Origin of the sequence: Vibrio sp. Vb1127 (assembly GCF_033338735.1) — a bacterium.
Lineage (GTDB): Bacteria > Pseudomonadota > Gammaproteobacteria > Enterobacterales > Vibrionaceae > Vibrio > Vibrio alginolyticus.
Map to the genome: position 1 here is coordinate 82,744 of NZ_JAWOTF010000003.1, position 17,557 is coordinate 100,300.

Sequence of the window (17,557 nt, forward strand, 5' to 3'; positions counted from 1 at the left end):
GTACCTGGCTACGAACCAGGCGGTCGGAGGTTCGAATCCTCCAGGACGCGCCACTTATTAAAGGGTAATGCCCTGATATTGATGAAAGTCGATATCGAAAACTGCGCGTCCTTAGCTCAGCTGGATAGAGTACCTGGCTACGAACCAGGCGGTCGGAGGTTCGAATCCTCCAGGACGCGCCACTTACTGAAACAGCCTCGCAATTGCGAGGCTTTTTTGTATCTAGACATCTGGAATATGGCGTAGGATCACTAGAGCCTATGTTCCTCTTTTTAAAAGCGAATATGTGCGTATCTAAGCAATTTGCTATCAAGCTTCTGTCGCATCGTGTGAATCATCCTGATTATCCCTCCTATACACTGACTTCCATTTTTCATTTCAATTACTCTCATGTAGTCACTTTGTTTGTTATTTGTTTGTTGATTGTTAATTTTGTTCATCTTTTTGTTTTTGTTGGTTTTTACTGCGTGAGTCCCGATTTGATTTTGAAATCTAAATCGCAGTTTTTATTTATGTCCTCCTTTACTCTGTTCGTAAGGTGATAGCGATTTGAAGTGATTATTTTGTCATGAACTGTGATCTGGGTAGTGAATAAATAATCATTTATCAGGATTACTACAAACCTTCCTTAAACAAAATTGACAAAATTTAACCAATCGAGATAATCCATGGGTCGGGATTTGACACTATTAAAGTCCTGCACGTTGTCAGGATGACAAAGAAAGGAAGCAACATGACTAATATAGGAAGCCTGCTAGTAGATGCGGCCACCCTGATGCTAACGGGGATGGCGGTCGTATTTATTTTCCTCACTATTCTTGTTTATCTCGTTCGGTTAATGTCGAAATTGGTACCAGAAGAAGTACCAGAGCCGATCGCAGCACCAAAAACAAACACTAATATTCAATCAACCTCTTCAGCTGTTAGTCCACAAGTAGTGGCGGCGATCTCGGCTGCGATTCATAAACATCGCGCCTCATTCGCGAAGTAGCCGAACTAGGATTAAAAAGGAGTTTAAGAGCATGTCTAAACCACTAGCTATTACTGATGTGGTCCTTCGTGATGCCCATCAATCACTATTTGCTACGCGTATGCGTATTGAGGATATGCTGCCTATCGCAGCTGAGTTGGATAAGGTTGGTTACTGGTCTCTAGAGACTTGGGGTGGTGCAACATTTGATTCTTGTATTCGATTCTTAGGAGAAGACCCTTGGGAGCGTTTACGTGAACTAAAAAAAGCGATGCCTAATACACCAATGCAAATGCTACTGCGTGGTCAAAACCTTTTAGGATACCGCCATTATGCCGACGACGTAGTAGAGAAGTTTGTTGAACGCGCGCATGCTAACGGCATGGATGTATTCCGTATTTTTGATGCAATGAATGACGTGCGAAACTTCCAGAAAGCCGTTAAAGCAACGGTTGATGTTGGTGCGCATGCTCAAGGTACGTTGTCTTACACTACGAGCCCAGTGCATAACGCAGACACTTGGGTTGACTTGGCAAAACGCCTAGAGGATTTAGGTTGTCACTCGCTGTGTATTAAAGATATGTCTGGCTTACTTAAGCCTTATGAAGCGGAAGAGCTTATCACGCGTATCAAAGCGTCTTGTGATGTGCCATTGGCACTTCATTGTCATGCAACAACGGGGCTGTCTACAGCAACAGCGGTAAAAGCAGTGGAAGCGGGTATTGATATTCTCGATACTGCGATTTCTTCAATGAGTTGTACTTACGGTCATACACCGACTGAAACGGTAGTCGCTATGCTAGAAGGCACCGAGCGAGATACCAATTTAAAACTCGAGCAACTGGAACCTATCGCCGCATATTTCCGTGAGGTACGTAAGAAGTATGCGAAGTGGGAAGGCCAGTTAAAAGGAGTCGATTCACGCATCCTGATTGCTCAAGTGCCTGGTGGTATGCTGACCAATATGGAAGGCCAGTTGAAAGAGCAGGGCGCTGCGGATCGCATTGATGAAGTATTAGAAGAGATCCCTCGTGTACGTGAAGATCTTGGTTTCATTCCATTGGTGACTCCAACTTCACAGATCGTCGGTACGCAAGCGGTGATTAACGTTCTTACTGGCGAGCGCTATAAGAGTATTACCAAGGAAACCGCTGGCCTATTGAAAGGTGAGTACGGTCAAGCGCCAGCCGAGTTAAATGCAGAACTGCAAGCGAAAGTGCTTGATGGTAAAGAGCCAATTACCTGTCGTCCTGCCGATTTACTTGAGCCTGAAATGGAGACGCTTACGGTTGATCTGATGGAGAAAGCGAAATCAGAAGGCATTAAGCTAGCAAGTGAGCGTGTTGATGACGTACTCACTTATGCACTTTTCCCTCAAGTTGGGCTTAAGTTCCTTAAGAATCGTGAAAACCCAGAAGCATTTGAGCCTGCACCAATGCTAGAAGCTGCGAAGCCTGCTGTACCTGTAGCTCAACCGGCAACTGGTGGTGTAGAAACTTATAGTGTACGTGTTGACGGGCAGGTGTATGAGGTGGAAGTTGGCCCTCAAGGTGAACTGACATCTGTTGCTCCTTCTAATGCACCGGCAAAATCGGCTACACCTAGCGCACCTTCTAATGCTTCAGCAGAAGCGGTACCTGCTCCTCTTGCAGGTAACATCTTCAAAGTGAATGTTCAGCCTGGTGCTGAGGTAGCTGAAGGCGATGTATTGCTCATCCTTGAAGCGATGAAAATGGAAACTGAAGTACGAGCGGCGCGTGGTGGTGTGGTTCAAGAGCTGAACGTTAAAGAAGGCGATGCTGTCACAGTAGGTGCGCCTCTGTTGAGCCTGGCGTAAGGGAGTATCATGGACGGATTGTTAACCCTTTGGGCAGAAACAGGGATCGCTAACTTCGAGTTCGGCCAAATCTGTATGATGCTGGTTGGTTGTACTTTGCTGTTTTTGGCAATTAAAAAAGGATTTGAACCTTTACTGTTATTGCCGATTGGTTTCGGTGCTATTTTGGCGAATATTCCAAATGCTGGCTTTACTGAGCCTGGTGGCTTGCTCTACTACGTTTACTACATTGGGATTGAATCGGGTGTGTTCCCGCTATTGATCTTCATGGGTGTGGGCGCGATGACCGACTTTGGTGCTTTGATCGCAAACCCAAAAACGTTGTGGTTAGGTGCGGCTGCGCAGTTTGGTATTTTTGCAACACTGTTTGGCGCTATTTTGCTCAACTATGTACCTGGCATGGAGTTCTCCATGGCAGATGCTTCGTCTATCGCGATCATCGGTGGTGCTGATGGGCCGACAGCGATTTTCTTAGCGAGTAAGCTCTCTCCAGATCTGCTAGGTGCGATTGCAGTCGCGGCATACAGCTATATGGCATTGGTGCCGATCATCCAGCCACCAATCATGAAAGCACTGACAACCAAGGAAGAACGTCAAATTAAGATGGCTCAGCTTCGTCATGTTGGTAAATGGGAGAAAGTCATCTTCCCGCTTGCCGTATTACTGATGACGATTCTGTTCTTACCTTCAGCTACGCCATTGGTTGGTATGTTCTGTTTGGGTAACTTGATGCGTGAAGCTGGTGTGGTCGATCGTTTATCGAAAACTGCTCAAAATGAATTGATCAACATAGTGACTATCTTTTTAGGTCTTGGTGTTGGTTCTAAGCTGCAAGCTGAGCAGTTCTTGAACCTAGAAACGTTAGGTATCTTGGGGTTAGGTGCAGTTGCATTTAGTATCGGTACTGGTGCGGGCGTTCTGATGGCGAAACTGCTTAACAAGTTCTCGAAAGAAGACATCAACCCACTTATTGGTGCGGCTGGCGTTTCTGCGGTACCAATGGCCGCGCGAGTCGTAAACAAAGTTGGTTTACAAGCTAACCCGCAAAACTTTTTGTTAATGCATGCGATGGGACCAAACGTTGCTGGTGTGCTGGGTTCAGCCGTTGCGGCTGGTATATTGTTAGCACTTGTTGGTTAGACATTATTGAAAATGGAATGATCAACCAATTTACAAAATCACGATTAACTTAGGTTAACAAAATGGTTTATAGTCAAAGGGATGCTTTCGCATCCCTTTTTGTTTTCTTGCAGGGAATGGTTTATGGAACACAAACAGATCGTTATCACTGAGTTTGGTGATGCCAACGTACTCGCGATTCAACATGCTTCTACACCATCACCACAGCCTGGTGAAGTCTTAGTAAAAGTCGCTTTTTCAGGCGTAAATCCTATTGATGTCAAAACTCGAGCTGGGCTCGGTTGGGCGGCAGCGCAGAATAAGGACAATTTACCTTGGGTGCCAGGTTACGACATCTCAGGAAAAGTGATGTCTTGTGGAGAGGGGGCGTCACGTTTTAATGACGGTGATGAGGTGGCTGGATTTATTGGTTTCCCAGTTCGAGGCGGTGGTTACAGTCAATACATATGTGTTCCAGAAACTGAGTTAAGTCATGTTCCTAGCTCTGTCACTTTAGAGGCAGCTGCTGCATTACCGTTGGCGGGACAAACTGCGGCACAAGCTCTCAGTAAGGCTAATGTGACGGAAAACGATCGCGTACTTATCCTCGCTGGAGCCGGTGGTGTTGGACACCTCGCGGTACAAATTGCGATCGCGACGAAAGCGGAAGTCTTTACCACCTGCAGCGAACGAAATCTAGATTACCTTGCGACGCTCGGTGCTCATGCAGTGAACTATCAATTTGCACCAGTGTCAGAACGTGTTGAAGATGTTGATGTTTTGATTGATTTAGTAGGCGGAGATGCTGCGTTAGATGCGCTTAAATGCCTGAAAGATAATGCGAGAGTCATCACCGTTCCAACCATAACTGCTGAGCTGATTTGTGAAAAAGCCAAACTCCTAGGCTTTGAGGCTAGTGGCATGTTGGTTGAACCAGACCCTGCGCAGTTAGATACCTTGTTGTACATGGTCGGCGTTGGCTTACTGAAGACTGAAATTCAACAGGTTTATCCTATGAGTGATGTCATTGGTGCTCACCAGCAGGTCGAATCAGGAAGAACCAGAGGCAAGGTGTTGCTTGATATGACATGCTAGAAGCATTTAACACGAGTTTTGAAAGTTTAGCGCTTTGGTTTTCAGATTCAGCATTATGGGTGCTTTTCATGACCGGTTTTCTCAGTGCCACGTTGTTGCCTGGTGGTTCTGAAGCGGGCTTAGTTGCCACTCTCTCATTAAATCAATACTCCGTTTCTTCAATTGTTATGGTCGCTACTATCGGTAATACGCTTGGTGGCTTAACAAATTATTGGCTTGGCTTGTGGATTCCCAACAAAGCACAAGAGGAAAAGCACGGTCATACCGCATTAAAGTGGCTCTCTAAGTATGGCTATTGGGGGTTATTTTTTAGCTGGTTACCTGTAATAGGAGACCCGCTGTGTTTAGCCGCAGGGTGGCTAAGAATGAAGTTTCTGCCTTGCGTGATTTTAATATTTTTAGGAAAGGCTGCTAGGTATAGCTTACTTGCGGCCATCTATCTCGGATTATTTTAAGGAAAGTACATGAAGATGTTTTGGGTTGGCGCGTGTTCACTGTTGGTGATCACGGGCTGTGCATCAAATACGCCAGTTTCATCACTGCCGAAAGGGGTAACTTTCGTTGAGTCATCGAAAGCTGAAGAAGGCAAAGTTAAGATTCCATACCAAAAGTATAAACTCGATAATGGTTTAACGGTGATCTTAGCTCCTGAAGATTCTGACCCATTGGTCCATGTGGATGTGACTTACCATGTTGGTTCGGCTCGTGAAGAAGTGGGTAAGTCTGGTTTTGCGCATTTCTTTGAGCACATGATGTTCCAAGGTTCAGAGAACGTTGGTGACCAAGAGCACTTCAAAATCATCACGGAGGCTGGCGGCACATTAAATGGTACTACAAACCGCGATCGTACTAACTACTTTGAAACTGTCCCTGCTAACCAGCTCGAGAAAATGCTGTGGTTAGAGTCTGACCGTATGGGCTTTTTGTTGGATGCGGTTTCTCAACGCAAATTTGAAATTCAGCGTTCGACTGTAAAAAATGAGCGAGCTCAGCGTTACGATAATCGTCCTTATGGCTTAATTTGGGAGCGCATGTCCGAAGCGCTATATCCTGAAGGTCATCCGTATTCGTGGCAAACCATTGGTTATGTTGAAGATCTTGATCGTGTTGATGTGAACGACCTCAAAGCGTTTTTCTTGCGTTGGTATGGCCCAAACAATGCGACTATCACGATCGGTGGTGACTTAGACGTTGAACAAACTCTAGAGTGGGTAAATAAGTACTTCGGTTCGATTCCTCGTGGTCCTGAGGTTGAAAATGCGCCGAAACAACCTGCAAAACTGCAAGAAGATAAATACATCACTCTAGAAGATCGTATTCAACAACCTATGGTGATGATCGCGTGGCCAACAACCTACAATGGCGAAGAAAGCCAAGCGTCTCTCGATACATTATCAGAAGTATTGGGTGGCGGTACCAACAGCGTGCTCTATCAAGACCTAGTGAAGACTCAAAAAGCGGTCGATGCTGGTTCATTCCATGATTGTGCTGAACTGGCGTGTAACTTTTACGTTTACGCAATGGGTGATTCTGGAGACAAAGGCGACCTATCAAAACTGTACGACGAGCTTTTACAATCACTGAATCAGTTTGCGGAAAAAGGCGTGACAAAAGATCGCCTTGAGCAGTTGAAGGGTAAAGCGGAAGCGGATGCTATTTTTGCGCTAGAAAGCGTTAAAGGTAAAGTGACTCAGTTGGCTTCCAACGAGACATTTTTCGGCGATCCTGATCGTCTTGAGCAACAGCTTGAACAAATCCGTGCAGTTACGCCGACTTCGGTAGAAAAAGCGTATACGGACTTTATCCAAGGTAAGAACAAAGTGACCCTAAGCGTGGTCCCAAAAGGAAAAACAGACCTTGTCGTAAAACCTGCGACCTTTGTGACACCAAAGCGTACGCTGCCAGAATATGAGAAGATTTCCGATGACCAATTGGCGTATCGTCGTGCGACCGATAACTTCGATCGCTCAGTGCAACCGCCAGTAGGAGAACCAGTGAAAGCGACGATGCCAGAGCTGTACGAGTTACATTTCAAGAATGGCTCAGAGCTGCTTGGTGCAGTTAGCGATGAAACGCCGACGGTGATGATGCAATTTAGTTTACCTGCAGGGACACGTTTTGTTGAAAAGGGTAAAGAAGGTCTTGCCCAATTGACCGCTGCGATGTTGCAAGAAGGTACAACGAAACGCAGTGTCGAAGAGATTCAAGCTGAGCTTGATAAACTAGGTAGTGTTATCTCTGTTAATGCCACAGGTTATACAACAAACATCAGTGTTTCTGCTCTAGAAAAGAACTTAGAGCCGACGTTAAAAATTGTCGAAGAGATGTTGCTGTCTCCTGCATTTAATCAAGATGATTTCGAGCGTGTAAAAATGCAAGCGCTAGAAGGCCTGGTATATGAGCACCAAAATCCAAGTTGGATGGCGTCACAAGCGAGTCGTCAGGTGCTCTATGGGGATTCGGTTTTTGCTCGACCAAAAGAAGGCACGCAAGCAGGTGTCAGTGCATTAACGTTGGATGATGTCCGTGAATTCTATTCGAAGCATTACACGCCACAAAGTGCGCAAATCGTCGTTGTTGGTGACATCAATAAACAGGAAATTGAGCAGCAACTGACGTTCTGGAAAAACTGGCAAGATGAAGCTGCGCCATTGTATGCACCGCAAAGCATTGCTGCATTAGGTGAGCAAAAGATCCATCTTGTTGATAAACCAGGAGCGCCGCAAAGTGTGGTCATGATGGTTCGTCAAGGTATGCCTTACGACGCAACGGGAGATTTTTACCTAAGCCAACTGGCAAACTTCAACTTAGCTGGGAACTTCAATAGCCGCATTAACCAAAATCTACGTGAAGACAAGGGTTACACATACGGTGCTTACGGCTACTTCTCTGGTAATCCAGAAACAGGCTCGGTGGTTTTCACCGCGCAAGTACGAGCGGATGCAACGGTTGCTTCGATCATTGAGATGGAAAATGAGCTAAATGAATACTCGCAGTCAGGTATTACTGATGAAGAGATGAAATTTATGCGTCAAGCGGTCGGTCAAAAAGATGCACTGAAATATGAAACGCCAACACAAAAAGCGGAGCTCATCAGTGATATTCTTAAGTACAACCTCGATCATGATTACTTGCAGCAAAGAAACGCTATCGTAGAAAAAGTCGATAAGCAGACGTTGAATGCGCTGGCTCAGAAATGGTTTGATCCAAATGACTATCAAATTATCGTCGTTGGTGATGCTAAATCGTTGCGTCCTCAATTAGAAAAGTTGGGGAAAGACGTAGAAGAGCTTGAAATCATTCGATAGAGTACACATTTAATAGCGGAGAAACGTTTCTCCGCTATTCATCTAGATAAGCAACTTTTCGTGGGTTATTTATCTAGATGCATTAACTATCAATAACTTAGCTTACACTTGTGTTATGTAACAAGTGTCCTGCTCCCAATATAAGCGAACCTCATTTTGACTGATTTTGCTGCGCGACTAAAAAAAGTTGCATCAAACCCCGAAGTATTTAAGCAGTTTGGACGCGGTGTTGAGCGAGAAACTTTGCGCTATCGTCAGGATGGACATCTAGCTACAACTCCTCATCCTGAAGGGTTAGGCTCTGCGTTCACAAATCAATGGATCACAACGGATTTTTCGGAATCATTGTTAGAGTTCATTACGCCTGTGTCACATGAAATTCCAGAACTGATGGCACAGCTGAAAGATATCCATCATTTCACTCAAACCAAAATGGGTGAAGAGAAAATGTGGCCACTATCAATGCCTTGCTACGTAGGCTCAGAGGATGATATTCAGTTAGCCCAGTATGGCTCTTCGAATGCAGCGAAAATGAAAACGCTGTACCGAGAAGGCCTAAAGCGTCGCTATGGCAGCCTGATGCAAATTATTTCAGGTGTCCATTTTAACTTCTCGTTTCCTGAAACATTTTGGGATGCGCTCTATGGCGAGCAAGATGAACAAGCCCGCCAAGATGCTAAGTCTGATGCGTACTTTGCGTTGATCCGTAATTACTACCGCTTTGGCTGGATGATTCCCTACTTCTTTGGTGCATCACCAGCGTTATGTGGCTCTTTTATTCAAGGTCGTGAAACCGATCTGCCATTCGAGAAGATTGGCGGGACATTATATTTGCCGAAGTCGACGTCTTTGCGTTTGAGCGATCTTGGCTATACCAATAGTGCGCAAAGTGTGCTGAAAATTGGTTTTAACAGCATTGACCAATACCTCGATGGTTTGAGTGATGCGATTCGCCACCCATCAGAAGAGTTTGCGAAAATTGGGGTAAAAGTGGATGGTGAATACCGCCAGCTTAATTCCAATATCTTACAAATTGAGAATGAACTGTACGCTCCGATTCGTCCAAAACGTGTATCGAAAAGTGGTGAGAAGCCTTCAGATGCGTTACGACGCGGTGGTGTCGAATACATTGAAGTTCGTTCTCTAGATGTTAACCCATTCAGCGCAGTGGGCTTAAATGAAGAGCAAGTACGATTCTTGGATCTCTTCCTTACCTGGGCGGCCTTGTCAGACTCAGACCCTATGGATAACTGTGAATTAGAGTGTTGGCGCGATAACTGGAATAAAGTCATTGTTTCTGGCCGTGAAAAAGGTCTAATGCTGCAAATTGGTTGTCAAGGTGAACGTCTATCTCTACAAGATTGGGCACACCGAGTTTTCGTCGAGTTACGTCAAATAGCACAGCAAATGGATATGACCGCTGGTGGCAGTGCATACCAAGATGTGTGTAATCAACTCGAGACATGGATTGATAACCCAGAACTAACGATCTCTGGTCAACTATTAGAGCTAACGAAAGAGCTGGGTGGGCTAGGTAAAGTTGGTTGTACTCTTGGTATGAAGTACCGTGATGAAAACCTAGCTCACGGTTATCAGTACTACTCACAAGATACGATGGAAACGGAAGTAGCGTCGTCCGTGGAAAAACAAAAGCAAGCAGAGCAGAGTGACACGCTTTCTTTTGATGATTTTTTGGAAGATTACTTTGCTTACCTGAAGCAGTAATGACTAACTAAGGATTGGTGCGGTTGAACATTAAGTCGTCAGTAGTAGCGGTACTTGGAAGCGTGCTACTTGCAGGTTGTGCTACGGCACCGCCAAAGCAGCAGAATAACTTATGCGAGATATTCCGAGAGAAATCCGGTTGGTACGATGATGCCAAAGATATGGAAGATGAATGGGGGACCCCTATTCATGTCGCTATGGCCATCATTAAACAAGAAAGCAGCTTTCGGCACGATGCAAAACCACCTAAAGATTATTTGCTAGGGTTTATTCCTTGGGGACGAGTCAGCAGTGCGTATGGTTACGCTCAAGCTCAAGACCCTGCTTGGGAAGACTTCCAAGATGCCACAGGTCAGGGTGGCTCTCGTACCAACTTCGATGATTCTATGATGTTTGTCGGTTGGTATACTCATGAAACACGGCGTCAGCTAGGGATTTCATTATGGGATCCCTATAACCAGTATCTGGCTTATCATGAAGGGCGAGGTGGGTATAAACGAGGTACTTATAATCGAAAGCCTAGTTTAATCAAAGTCGCTCGACGTGTTGAACAAACAGCGAAAACTTATGGCTGGCAGCTGAAGCAATGTCGTCAGGAATTAGAAGACAACAGCAGCTGGTTCTTTTAGCCCACAGTCAGTTCATGTGCTGTAGGGATGAATGACATTTATCCATTACCGAAAGGTACTGGAGTTACAATCAGGAGAGATGTAATGCCTTTACTCGATAGTTTTACCGTGGACCACACTCGTATGAATGCACCGGCAGTGCGAGTGGCGAAAACCATGCAGACCCCAAAAGGGGATACGATTACTGTTTTCGACTTACGCTTTACTGCGCCAAACAAAGACATTCTTTCTGAAAAAGGTATTCACACCCTAGAGCACCTTTATGCAGGCTTTATGCGTAATCACCTAAACGGTGATTCTGTTGAGATCATCGATATTTCGCCTATGGGTTGCCGCACAGGTTTTTACATGAGCCTGATTGGCACACCATCAGAGCAGCAAGTCGCAGATGCTTGGATTGCAGCAATGGAAGATGTGCTGAAGGTAGAAAGTCAGAATAGGATCCCTGAACTTAACGAATACCAATGCGGCACGGCAGCAATGCACTCTTTAAAAGAAGCACAACAGATCGCAAAGAACATTTTGGATGCTGGTGTTTCGGTGAACAAAAATGATGAACTTGCTTTGCCTGAGTCGATGTTAAAAGAGTTGCGCATCGACTAGGTGCTCATTAAGAAGCATATTGCCCCAATAAGTAAAAAGCCTGACATGAGTCAGGCTTTTCTTTTGGTTATTTGGATGTCGATTTTTTCTTCTTCGGATAAACACGAACGAGCTTGATTCGGTTCTCTTCAATCTCAACAAGTTCCATTGGGTGACCCGCTACTCTCACACTTAGATGGCTCTCAGGAATATCTTCCAAGTGTTCTAAAATGAGCCCGTTTAGCGTTCTCGGGCCATCCGTTGGTAAATCCCATTTCAGGCCTTTGTTGATATCTCGGATATTGGTGCTGCCTTCAATAAGAAAGCTTCCGTCACCTTGAGGACTGATTTCATCAGAGAGGCTTGGAGAAATGGACGTCGTGAACTCACCAATGATCTCTTCCAGAATATCTTCAAGAGTGATTAGACCGATGATATCACCGTACTCATCCACGATCAGACCGATACGTTGCTTGTTACGTTGGAATTTTAACATTTGCACGTTCAGTGGTGTGCCTTCTGGGATGTAATAGACCTCATCAGCAGCACGTAATAGCGTTTCTTTGTTGAATTCGTTCTTTTCCAACATCAGACGATAAGCTTCACGCAAGCGCAGCATGCCAACCACTTCATCAATTTGGTCACGATAGAAAACTATGCGCCCATGTGGTGAGTGTGTTAGCTGGCGAACAATGGATTTCCAGTCGTCGTTAATATCAATACCGGTAATTTCATTGCGTGGGACCATAATGTCGTTCACGGTGACGTGCTCAAGATCTAAAATAGACACTAGCATGTCTTGGTGTCGGCGAGGGATCAAACCGCCAGCTTCATTTACCACCGTACGCAGCTCATCGGAGCTAAGATGATCTTCTGCTGAGTGATCCGCTCTTACACCAAGTAAGCGGATAAAGCCATTCGTAATAAAGTTAACAAGCATCACTAAAGGCGACAGTAACTTCATCAGTATGGTCAATAATATACTGCTCGCGTAGGACACACGTTCAGGGTAAAGCGCTGCAATTGTTTTAGGGGTAACCTCGGCAAAAACCAATACAACCATAGTTAGTGCACCGGTTGCGATAGCGACACCTAAATCACCATACAAACGCATACCAATAATGGTCGCGATCGCGGACGCGAGAATATTAACGAGGTTGTTGCCGATAAGAATAAGACCAATCAAACGATCTGGACGGTCTAATAGTCTTTCGACTCGCTTAGCACCCTTATGCCCGTTTTTGGCTAAGTGTTTTAAGCGATAACGATTCAGAGACATCATCCCTGTTTCTGAACCGGAAAAGTAACCTGATATGACGATAAGACACGCGAGTAGCGCAAACAAGATACCCGTAGAGATGTCGTCCAAAACGTTGCTGTTCCTTGTAAGTATTGGGTTATATAACGGTTGAGTAAGTCCGTTAAGTCAAAGAGTTAAGGCGTACTGTATTTTATCTAGCCTAAAATATAAAGGATAGGAGCCCTAGAGCTCCTTAATTCAAGATGATTTCTTTTACAAAGCGACTGCCAAAATATGCCAGAGTTAACAGTGTTGCTCCTGCAACAGCGAACCATGTGACTTTTCTACCACGCCAGCCTTTTTGATAGTGACCCCAAAGCAGTATTGAGTACACCACCCAAGCGATGAAAGAAAGAATGCCCTTATGTGCCTTACCTTGGGCAAACATATCCTGCACAAAGACAAAGCCAGTAATGAGCGTGGCAGTTAACAATAAGTTACCGATCAAAATAATTTTGAAGAGTTGACGCTCCACCATTAATAGAGGCGGCAGGTTTGGGTTAATCGCCAAAGATTTTTTTGCTTTCAGTTTGTGATCCAGCCAAGCCAACTGAAGCGCATAGAGTGCCCCGATAGTTAAAGTCGCGTATGAGAAGAGCGCAAATGAAATATGAATGAGTAGCTTAGGGTCATTCTCTAGGTGCTTTATAAACGTGCTTGGCAAAAATGTGGCAGCAGATAAATTGATGGCAGCAAAGCTATAAACGACTGGCAATAAAAACCACAGTCGGTTTTTCAACATAGCAAGGCTCATGACCAGAGAAATGATAAAACTGATCAAAGAAGCCACGTTGAGAATACTCAGGTTTTGACCTGAACCATCAAAAATCAGATCACTCAAAATCCACGCATGAAAAACAAGCGCACAGGCAGCACTAGCAAACACTGTTTTTGCTTTGATTCCTGACTGTTGTGAGAGTCCGGGTATGATGGTCGCAATCGCCAAGACATAAAGTATGGCGGCCGCGATGGCTATTAAGCTATCCATGAATCCTAAATATTATTGTGCACGATGGAGAAATTATACCTTGCATTACACTTTGGGGCTACGTTATATCCGACATCAATCGTGAGAGATGAGATATTGAAATTAATAAGTTACCGCACCATATATAAATAGAGACAAGAATAGGACAGCGGTACGGGTATGACTCAGACCTTGGCTAATGTATACTCACACTAATTAATCGCCATTTTAGCGAAGAGACAAAGATGTTTGAGAATTTAACGGATCGATTATCCAAAACGCTGAAAAATATCAGTGGCAAAGGTCGTCTGACCGAAGACAACATTAAAGAAACCCTACGTGAAGTCCGAATGGCTCTACTTGAAGCTGACGTTGCGCTTCCGGTCGTTCGTGAATTTGTGAACCGCGTTAAAGAAAAAGCGGTGGGTGTAGAAGTTTCTAAATCTCTGACTCCAGGTCAGGAATTTATCAAGATCGTTCAAACAGAACTTGAAGCCGTAATGGGTGAGTCGAATGAGGCGCTAAACCTTGCCGCTCAACCACCTGCTGTGCTTCTTATGGCAGGTCTACAAGGTGCGGGTAAAACCACATCGGTAGGTAAGTTATCTAAGCTTCTAAAAGAACGTGACAAGAAGAAAGTTTTGGTTGTGTCTGCCGACGTTTACCGTCCTGCGGCAATCAAGCAGCTTGAAACACTGGCATCAGACATCGGTGTTGACTTCTTCCCATCATCACCAGACCAAAAGCCTATTGATATCGCCAATGCAGCGATTGACCATGCGAAGAAAAAATTCTACGACGTACTTATTGTCGATACCGCAGGTCGTTTGGCAATTGATGAAGAGATGATGGGGGAGATCAAAGATCTTCACGCAGCTATCAACCCAGTAGAAACGCTATTTGTTGTTGACGCCATGACGGGTCAAGACGCAGCAAATACAGCAAAAGCCTTTGGCGATGCGCTACCTCTTACCGGTGTAGTTCTAACTAAGGTTGATGGTGATGCTCGTGGTGGTGCGGCACTTTCAGTACGCCATGTCACGGGCAAACCAATCAAATTCTTGGGTGTCGGTGAAAAAACTGACGCGCTAGAACCGTTCCACCCAGATCGTGTTGCTTCACGTATTCTTGGCATGGGTGACGTTCTGTCTTTGATTGAAGACCTACAACGCAACGTTGACCAAGAAAAGGCAGAAAAGTTAGCGAAGAAGTTCAAAGAGAAGAAAGGTTTCGACCTTGAAGATTTCCGTGAACAGCTAGGCCAGATGCAAAACATGGGCGGCATGATGGGGATGATGGATAAGCTTCCAGGAATGTCCCAGCTACCAGACAATGTGAAAGATAAAGTCGATGACAAGATGTTCAAACAGATGGAAGCGATCATCAGCTCCATGACAATGAAAGAACGTCAACGCCCAGAAATTATCAAGGGCTCGCGCAAGAAGCGTATCGCGGCTGGTTCTGGTGTGCAGGTTCAAGATGTAAACCGCTTACTAAAACAGTTCACCCAAATGCAGAAAATGATGAAAAAGATGCAAAAAGGTGGCATGAAAGGCATGATGCGCAACATGCAAGGCATGATGGGCGGCATGGGTGGTGGCGGTGGCTTCAACCCATTTGGTCGTTAATTAATCGATCACGCATAGATTCAGGGTGTTAGGTACGTCACAAACTTTAAATTCAATTTATGTTGGTGAAAAAGTAACTAAACTCCTTGCATTGCTCCGGGAGAAGAGTAAAATTCCGGAGCTTTATTTTGGCACGAGACCCCAAACTGTTTAATTTCTTGAATGGTTTTTGGGGTTAATTTTATTTTTGAGAAAGCAAAGAGGACGACATGGTAACCATTCGTTTGGCACGTCACGGCGCTAAAAAGCGTCCATTTTATCAAATCGTAGTAGCGGACAGCCGCAACGCTGCAACTGGCCGTTTCATCGAGAAAGTTGGTTTCTTCAACCCAACTGCTAAAGGTCAAGAAGAAGGTCTACGTCTAGACCTAGACCGCGTTAACCACTGGGTTGGTCAAGGCGCGTCAGTATCTGACCGTGTTGCTAAGCTAGTTAAAGACGCTCAAAAAGCGGCTTAATTTTTTACTTGAAAAGTAGAAACTAGTTTATGTCGATGAAAGGTAAAGAAACAATGAGCAACGAAAAGATTGTTGTAGGCAAGTTTGGTGCTACTTACGGCATTCGTGGTTGGCTTAAGGTTTTTTCCTACACAGACAATGCTGAAAGCATTTTCGATTACAGCCCTTGGTACATTAACCAAAAGGGCAAGTGGGTTGAGTACAAAGTAGAAAGCTGGAAGCGCCATAACAAAGGTATGGTGGCTAAGCTGGAAGGCATGGATGTTCGTGAAGACGCGCATCTAATGACGAACTTTGAAATTGCTATTGACCCTGCGGTACTTCCTGAATTGTCAGAAGATGAGTTCTACTGGCGCGAATTGTTTGGGATGCAAGTTGTAACTACTAAAGGTTACGATCTAGGTGTCGTTACTGACATGCTAGAAACTGGCTCAAACGATGTTCTGGTTGTTAAAGCAAATCTTAAAGATGCTTTCGGGCAGAAGGAACGATTAATCCCGTTCCTTGAAGAGCAAGTGATCATTAATGTTGATCGCGAAGCTCAACGGATCGAAGTTGACTGGGATCCTGGATTCTAATCTCCAAAATTACAGAGCGAGATAAACATGTGGGTTGGCGTTATTAGCCTTTTTCCAGAAATGTTCCGTTCTGTTACTGATTTTGGAGTAACAGGTCAAGCGGTTAAAAAAGGTCTTTTGTCGATTGAGACTTGGAATCCTAGAGATTTCACTCACGACAAACATCGCACAGTCGATGACCGACCTTACGGTGGTGGCCCTGGTATGTTAATGATGGTTCAGCCTTTGCGCGATGCCATTCATACCGCGAAAGCAGCCTCACCGGGCAAGACGAAAGTCATCTACCTTTCTCCTCAAGGTCGCAAGCTCGACCAGAAAGGAGTGGAAGAACTGGCAACGAATGAGAACTTGCTTCTGATTTGTGGTCGTTATGAAGGGGTAGATGAGCGCATCATTCAATCTGAAGTCGACGAAGAATGGTCGATTGGTGATTTTGTGATGACGGGTGGTGAGATACCAGCCATGACGTTAATCGACTCTGTCTCTCGGTTTGTTCCGGGTGTACTAGGGGATTTCGCGTCAGCAGAAGAAGACTCTTTTGCAAATGGCTTGTTAGATTGCCCTCACTATACGCGTCCAGAAGTATTGGATGACAAAGAGGTACCAGCGGTACTGATGTCAGGCAATCACAAGGACATTCGTCAATGGCGACTCAAGCAGTCGTTGGGCCGTACTTGGCTAAGAAGACCAGAGCTCCTGGAAAACCTAGCTCTGACTGACGAACAGGAACAATTACTTGCTGAGTTTGTTAATGAGCATAAAGCCATTAAAGGACATAACGCAAAGTAACCTAATTTATTTAGTATCAGTTTATTCTAGGAATTTAAAAAATGAGTAACATCATCAAAGCTCTTGAAGAAGAGCAAATGAAATCAGACCTACCTAAATTTGCACCAGGTGACACTGTTGTAGTTCAAGTTAAGGTAAAAGAAGGTGACCGTGAGCGTCTACAGGCTTTCGAAGGCGTTGTAATCGCAATCCGTAACCGTGGTCTACACTCTGCTTTCACTGTACGTAAGATCTCTAACGGTGAAGGTGTTGAGCGTACGTTCCAAACACACTCTCCAATCGTTGATAGCATCGAAGTTAAACGCCGTGGTGCAGTACGTCGTGCCAAGTTGTACTACCTACGTGAGCGTTCTGGTAAGTCTGCTCGTATCAAAGAGAAGCTTGCTAAGAAGTAATGCTATAACTAGCGTTCTCATCTTAAACGGAGTCCTTTTAGGGCTCTGTTTTTTTATTTGTGTAATTAGCTTGCTCGTTTCTTTTCACCCGAACTGAACTGTCGATGCTCATGCACTGATGTACACTCCACGCCTCTGCCTTGCTGTGAATAGATTCCTGATGTCGCTATGGCTCCT

16 protein-coding genes and 1 tRNA gene are annotated in these 17,557 nt (G+C 44.8%); 15 read left to right on the top strand and 2 right to left on the bottom strand.

Annotation, left to right across the window (positions count from 1 at the left end; all coding sequences use genetic code 11):
• Positions 1 to 105: 105 nt before the first annotated feature.
• From R7H07_RS06545 to luxS, 10 genes are all read left to right on the top strand, one after another.
• Positions 106 to 182, top strand: a tRNA-Arg gene (locus R7H07_RS06545).
• Between the two features lie 551 nt (positions 183 to 733).
• Positions 734 to 991, top strand: coding sequence for an oxaloacetate decarboxylase subunit gamma (locus tag R7H07_RS06550; protein WP_005379932.1), 258 nt, complete (start codon positions 734 to 736; stop codon positions 989 to 991).
• 31 nt (positions 992 to 1,022) lie between these two features.
• Positions 1,023 to 2,807: a sodium-extruding oxaloacetate decarboxylase subunit alpha gene (oadA, locus tag R7H07_RS06555; RefSeq protein ID WP_206960119.1), complete on the top strand. Its 1,785-nt coding sequence runs from the start codon at positions 1,023 to 1,025 to the stop codon at positions 2,805 to 2,807.
• Between the two features lie 9 nt (positions 2,808 to 2,816).
• Complete coding sequence (locus R7H07_RS06560) at positions 2,817 to 3,947, top strand: sodium ion-translocating decarboxylase subunit beta (protein ID WP_005379935.1); 1,131 nt, start codon at positions 2,817 to 2,819, stop codon at positions 3,945 to 3,947.
• A 123-nt stretch (positions 3,948 to 4,070) separates the two neighbouring features.
• On the top strand, positions 4,071 to 5,021 hold the full coding sequence (locus tag R7H07_RS06565) for an NADP-dependent oxidoreductase (RefSeq protein WP_206960117.1): 951 nt from the start codon (positions 4,071 to 4,073) through the stop codon (positions 5,019 to 5,021).
• Positions 5,015 to 5,476 (top strand): YqaA family protein, encoded by a 462-nt coding sequence (locus R7H07_RS06570; RefSeq protein WP_005379938.1) that lies wholly within the window; start codon positions 5,015 to 5,017, stop codon positions 5,474 to 5,476. Before R7H07_RS06565 ends, R7H07_RS06570 begins: the two co-directional genes overlap by 7 nt.
• 9 nt (positions 5,477 to 5,485) lie before the next feature.
• Positions 5,486 to 8,329, top strand: coding sequence for a M16 family metallopeptidase (locus tag R7H07_RS06575; protein ID WP_206960115.1), 2,844 nt, complete (start codon positions 5,486 to 5,488; stop codon positions 8,327 to 8,329).
• Positions 8,330 to 8,485: 156 nt separating this feature from the next.
• Complete coding sequence (gene gshA, locus R7H07_RS06580; protein ID WP_005385430.1) at positions 8,486 to 10,054, top strand: glutamate--cysteine ligase; 1,569 nt, start codon at positions 8,486 to 8,488, stop codon at positions 10,052 to 10,054.
• Positions 10,055 to 10,077: 23 nt separating this feature from the next.
• A complete protein-coding gene (locus tag R7H07_RS06585; protein WP_005379943.1) occupies positions 10,078 to 10,683 on the top strand; it encodes a hypothetical protein in 606 nt (201 codons plus the stop codon).
• Positions 10,684 to 10,767: 84 nt separating this feature from the next.
• Positions 10,768 to 11,286 (top strand): S-ribosylhomocysteine lyase, encoded by a 519-nt coding sequence (gene luxS, locus R7H07_RS06590; RefSeq protein WP_047102662.1) that lies wholly within the window; start codon positions 10,768 to 10,770, stop codon positions 11,284 to 11,286.
• 67 nt (positions 11,287 to 11,353) lie between these two features.
• Here the strand turns inward: luxS and R7H07_RS06595 are convergent, their stop codons facing one another.
• Both R7H07_RS06595 and R7H07_RS06600 read right to left on the bottom strand, forming a co-directional pair.
• The gene (locus R7H07_RS06595) at positions 11,354 to 12,634 is read right to left on the bottom strand and encodes an HlyC/CorC family transporter (RefSeq protein WP_005379948.1); all 1,281 of its coding nucleotides are present in this window, start codon (positions 12,632 to 12,634) and stop codon (positions 11,354 to 11,356) included.
• Between the two features lie 124 nt (positions 12,635 to 12,758).
• Positions 12,759 to 13,553 carry an inner membrane protein YpjD gene (locus tag R7H07_RS06600; RefSeq protein WP_005379950.1) on the bottom strand — a complete coding sequence of 265 codons (795 nt, stop codon included), beginning with the start codon at positions 13,551 to 13,553 and terminating at the stop codon, positions 12,759 to 12,761.
• Between the two features lie 224 nt (positions 13,554 to 13,777).
• Between R7H07_RS06600 and ffh the strand changes: the two genes are divergently transcribed.
• From ffh to rplS, 5 genes are all read left to right on the top strand, one after another.
• Positions 13,778 to 15,160 carry a signal recognition particle protein gene (ffh, locus tag R7H07_RS06605; protein ID WP_005385423.1) on the top strand — a complete coding sequence of 461 codons (1,383 nt, stop codon included), beginning with the start codon at positions 13,778 to 13,780 and terminating at the stop codon, positions 15,158 to 15,160.
• A 209-nt stretch (positions 15,161 to 15,369) separates the two neighbouring features.
• The gene (rpsP, locus tag R7H07_RS06610; RefSeq protein ID WP_005379962.1) at positions 15,370 to 15,618 is read left to right on the top strand and encodes a 30S ribosomal protein S16; all 249 of its coding nucleotides are present in this window, start codon (positions 15,370 to 15,372) and stop codon (positions 15,616 to 15,618) included.
• 29 nt (positions 15,619 to 15,647) lie between these two features.
• Positions 15,648 to 16,196, top strand: a complete 549-nt coding sequence (rimM, locus tag R7H07_RS06615; protein ID WP_005379964.1) for a ribosome maturation factor RimM — start codon at positions 15,648 to 15,650, stop codon at positions 16,194 to 16,196.
• A gap of 27 nt (positions 16,197 to 16,223) precedes the next feature.
• The gene (trmD, locus tag R7H07_RS06620; protein ID WP_047102661.1) at positions 16,224 to 16,985 is read left to right on the top strand and encodes a tRNA (guanosine(37)-N1)-methyltransferase TrmD; all 762 of its coding nucleotides are present in this window, start codon (positions 16,224 to 16,226) and stop codon (positions 16,983 to 16,985) included.
• A gap of 41 nt (positions 16,986 to 17,026) precedes the next feature.
• Positions 17,027 to 17,380, top strand: a complete 354-nt coding sequence (gene rplS, locus R7H07_RS06625) for a 50S ribosomal protein L19 (RefSeq protein WP_005379971.1) — start codon at positions 17,027 to 17,029, stop codon at positions 17,378 to 17,380.
• The last annotated feature ends 177 nt before the right edge of the window (positions 17,381 to 17,557 follow it).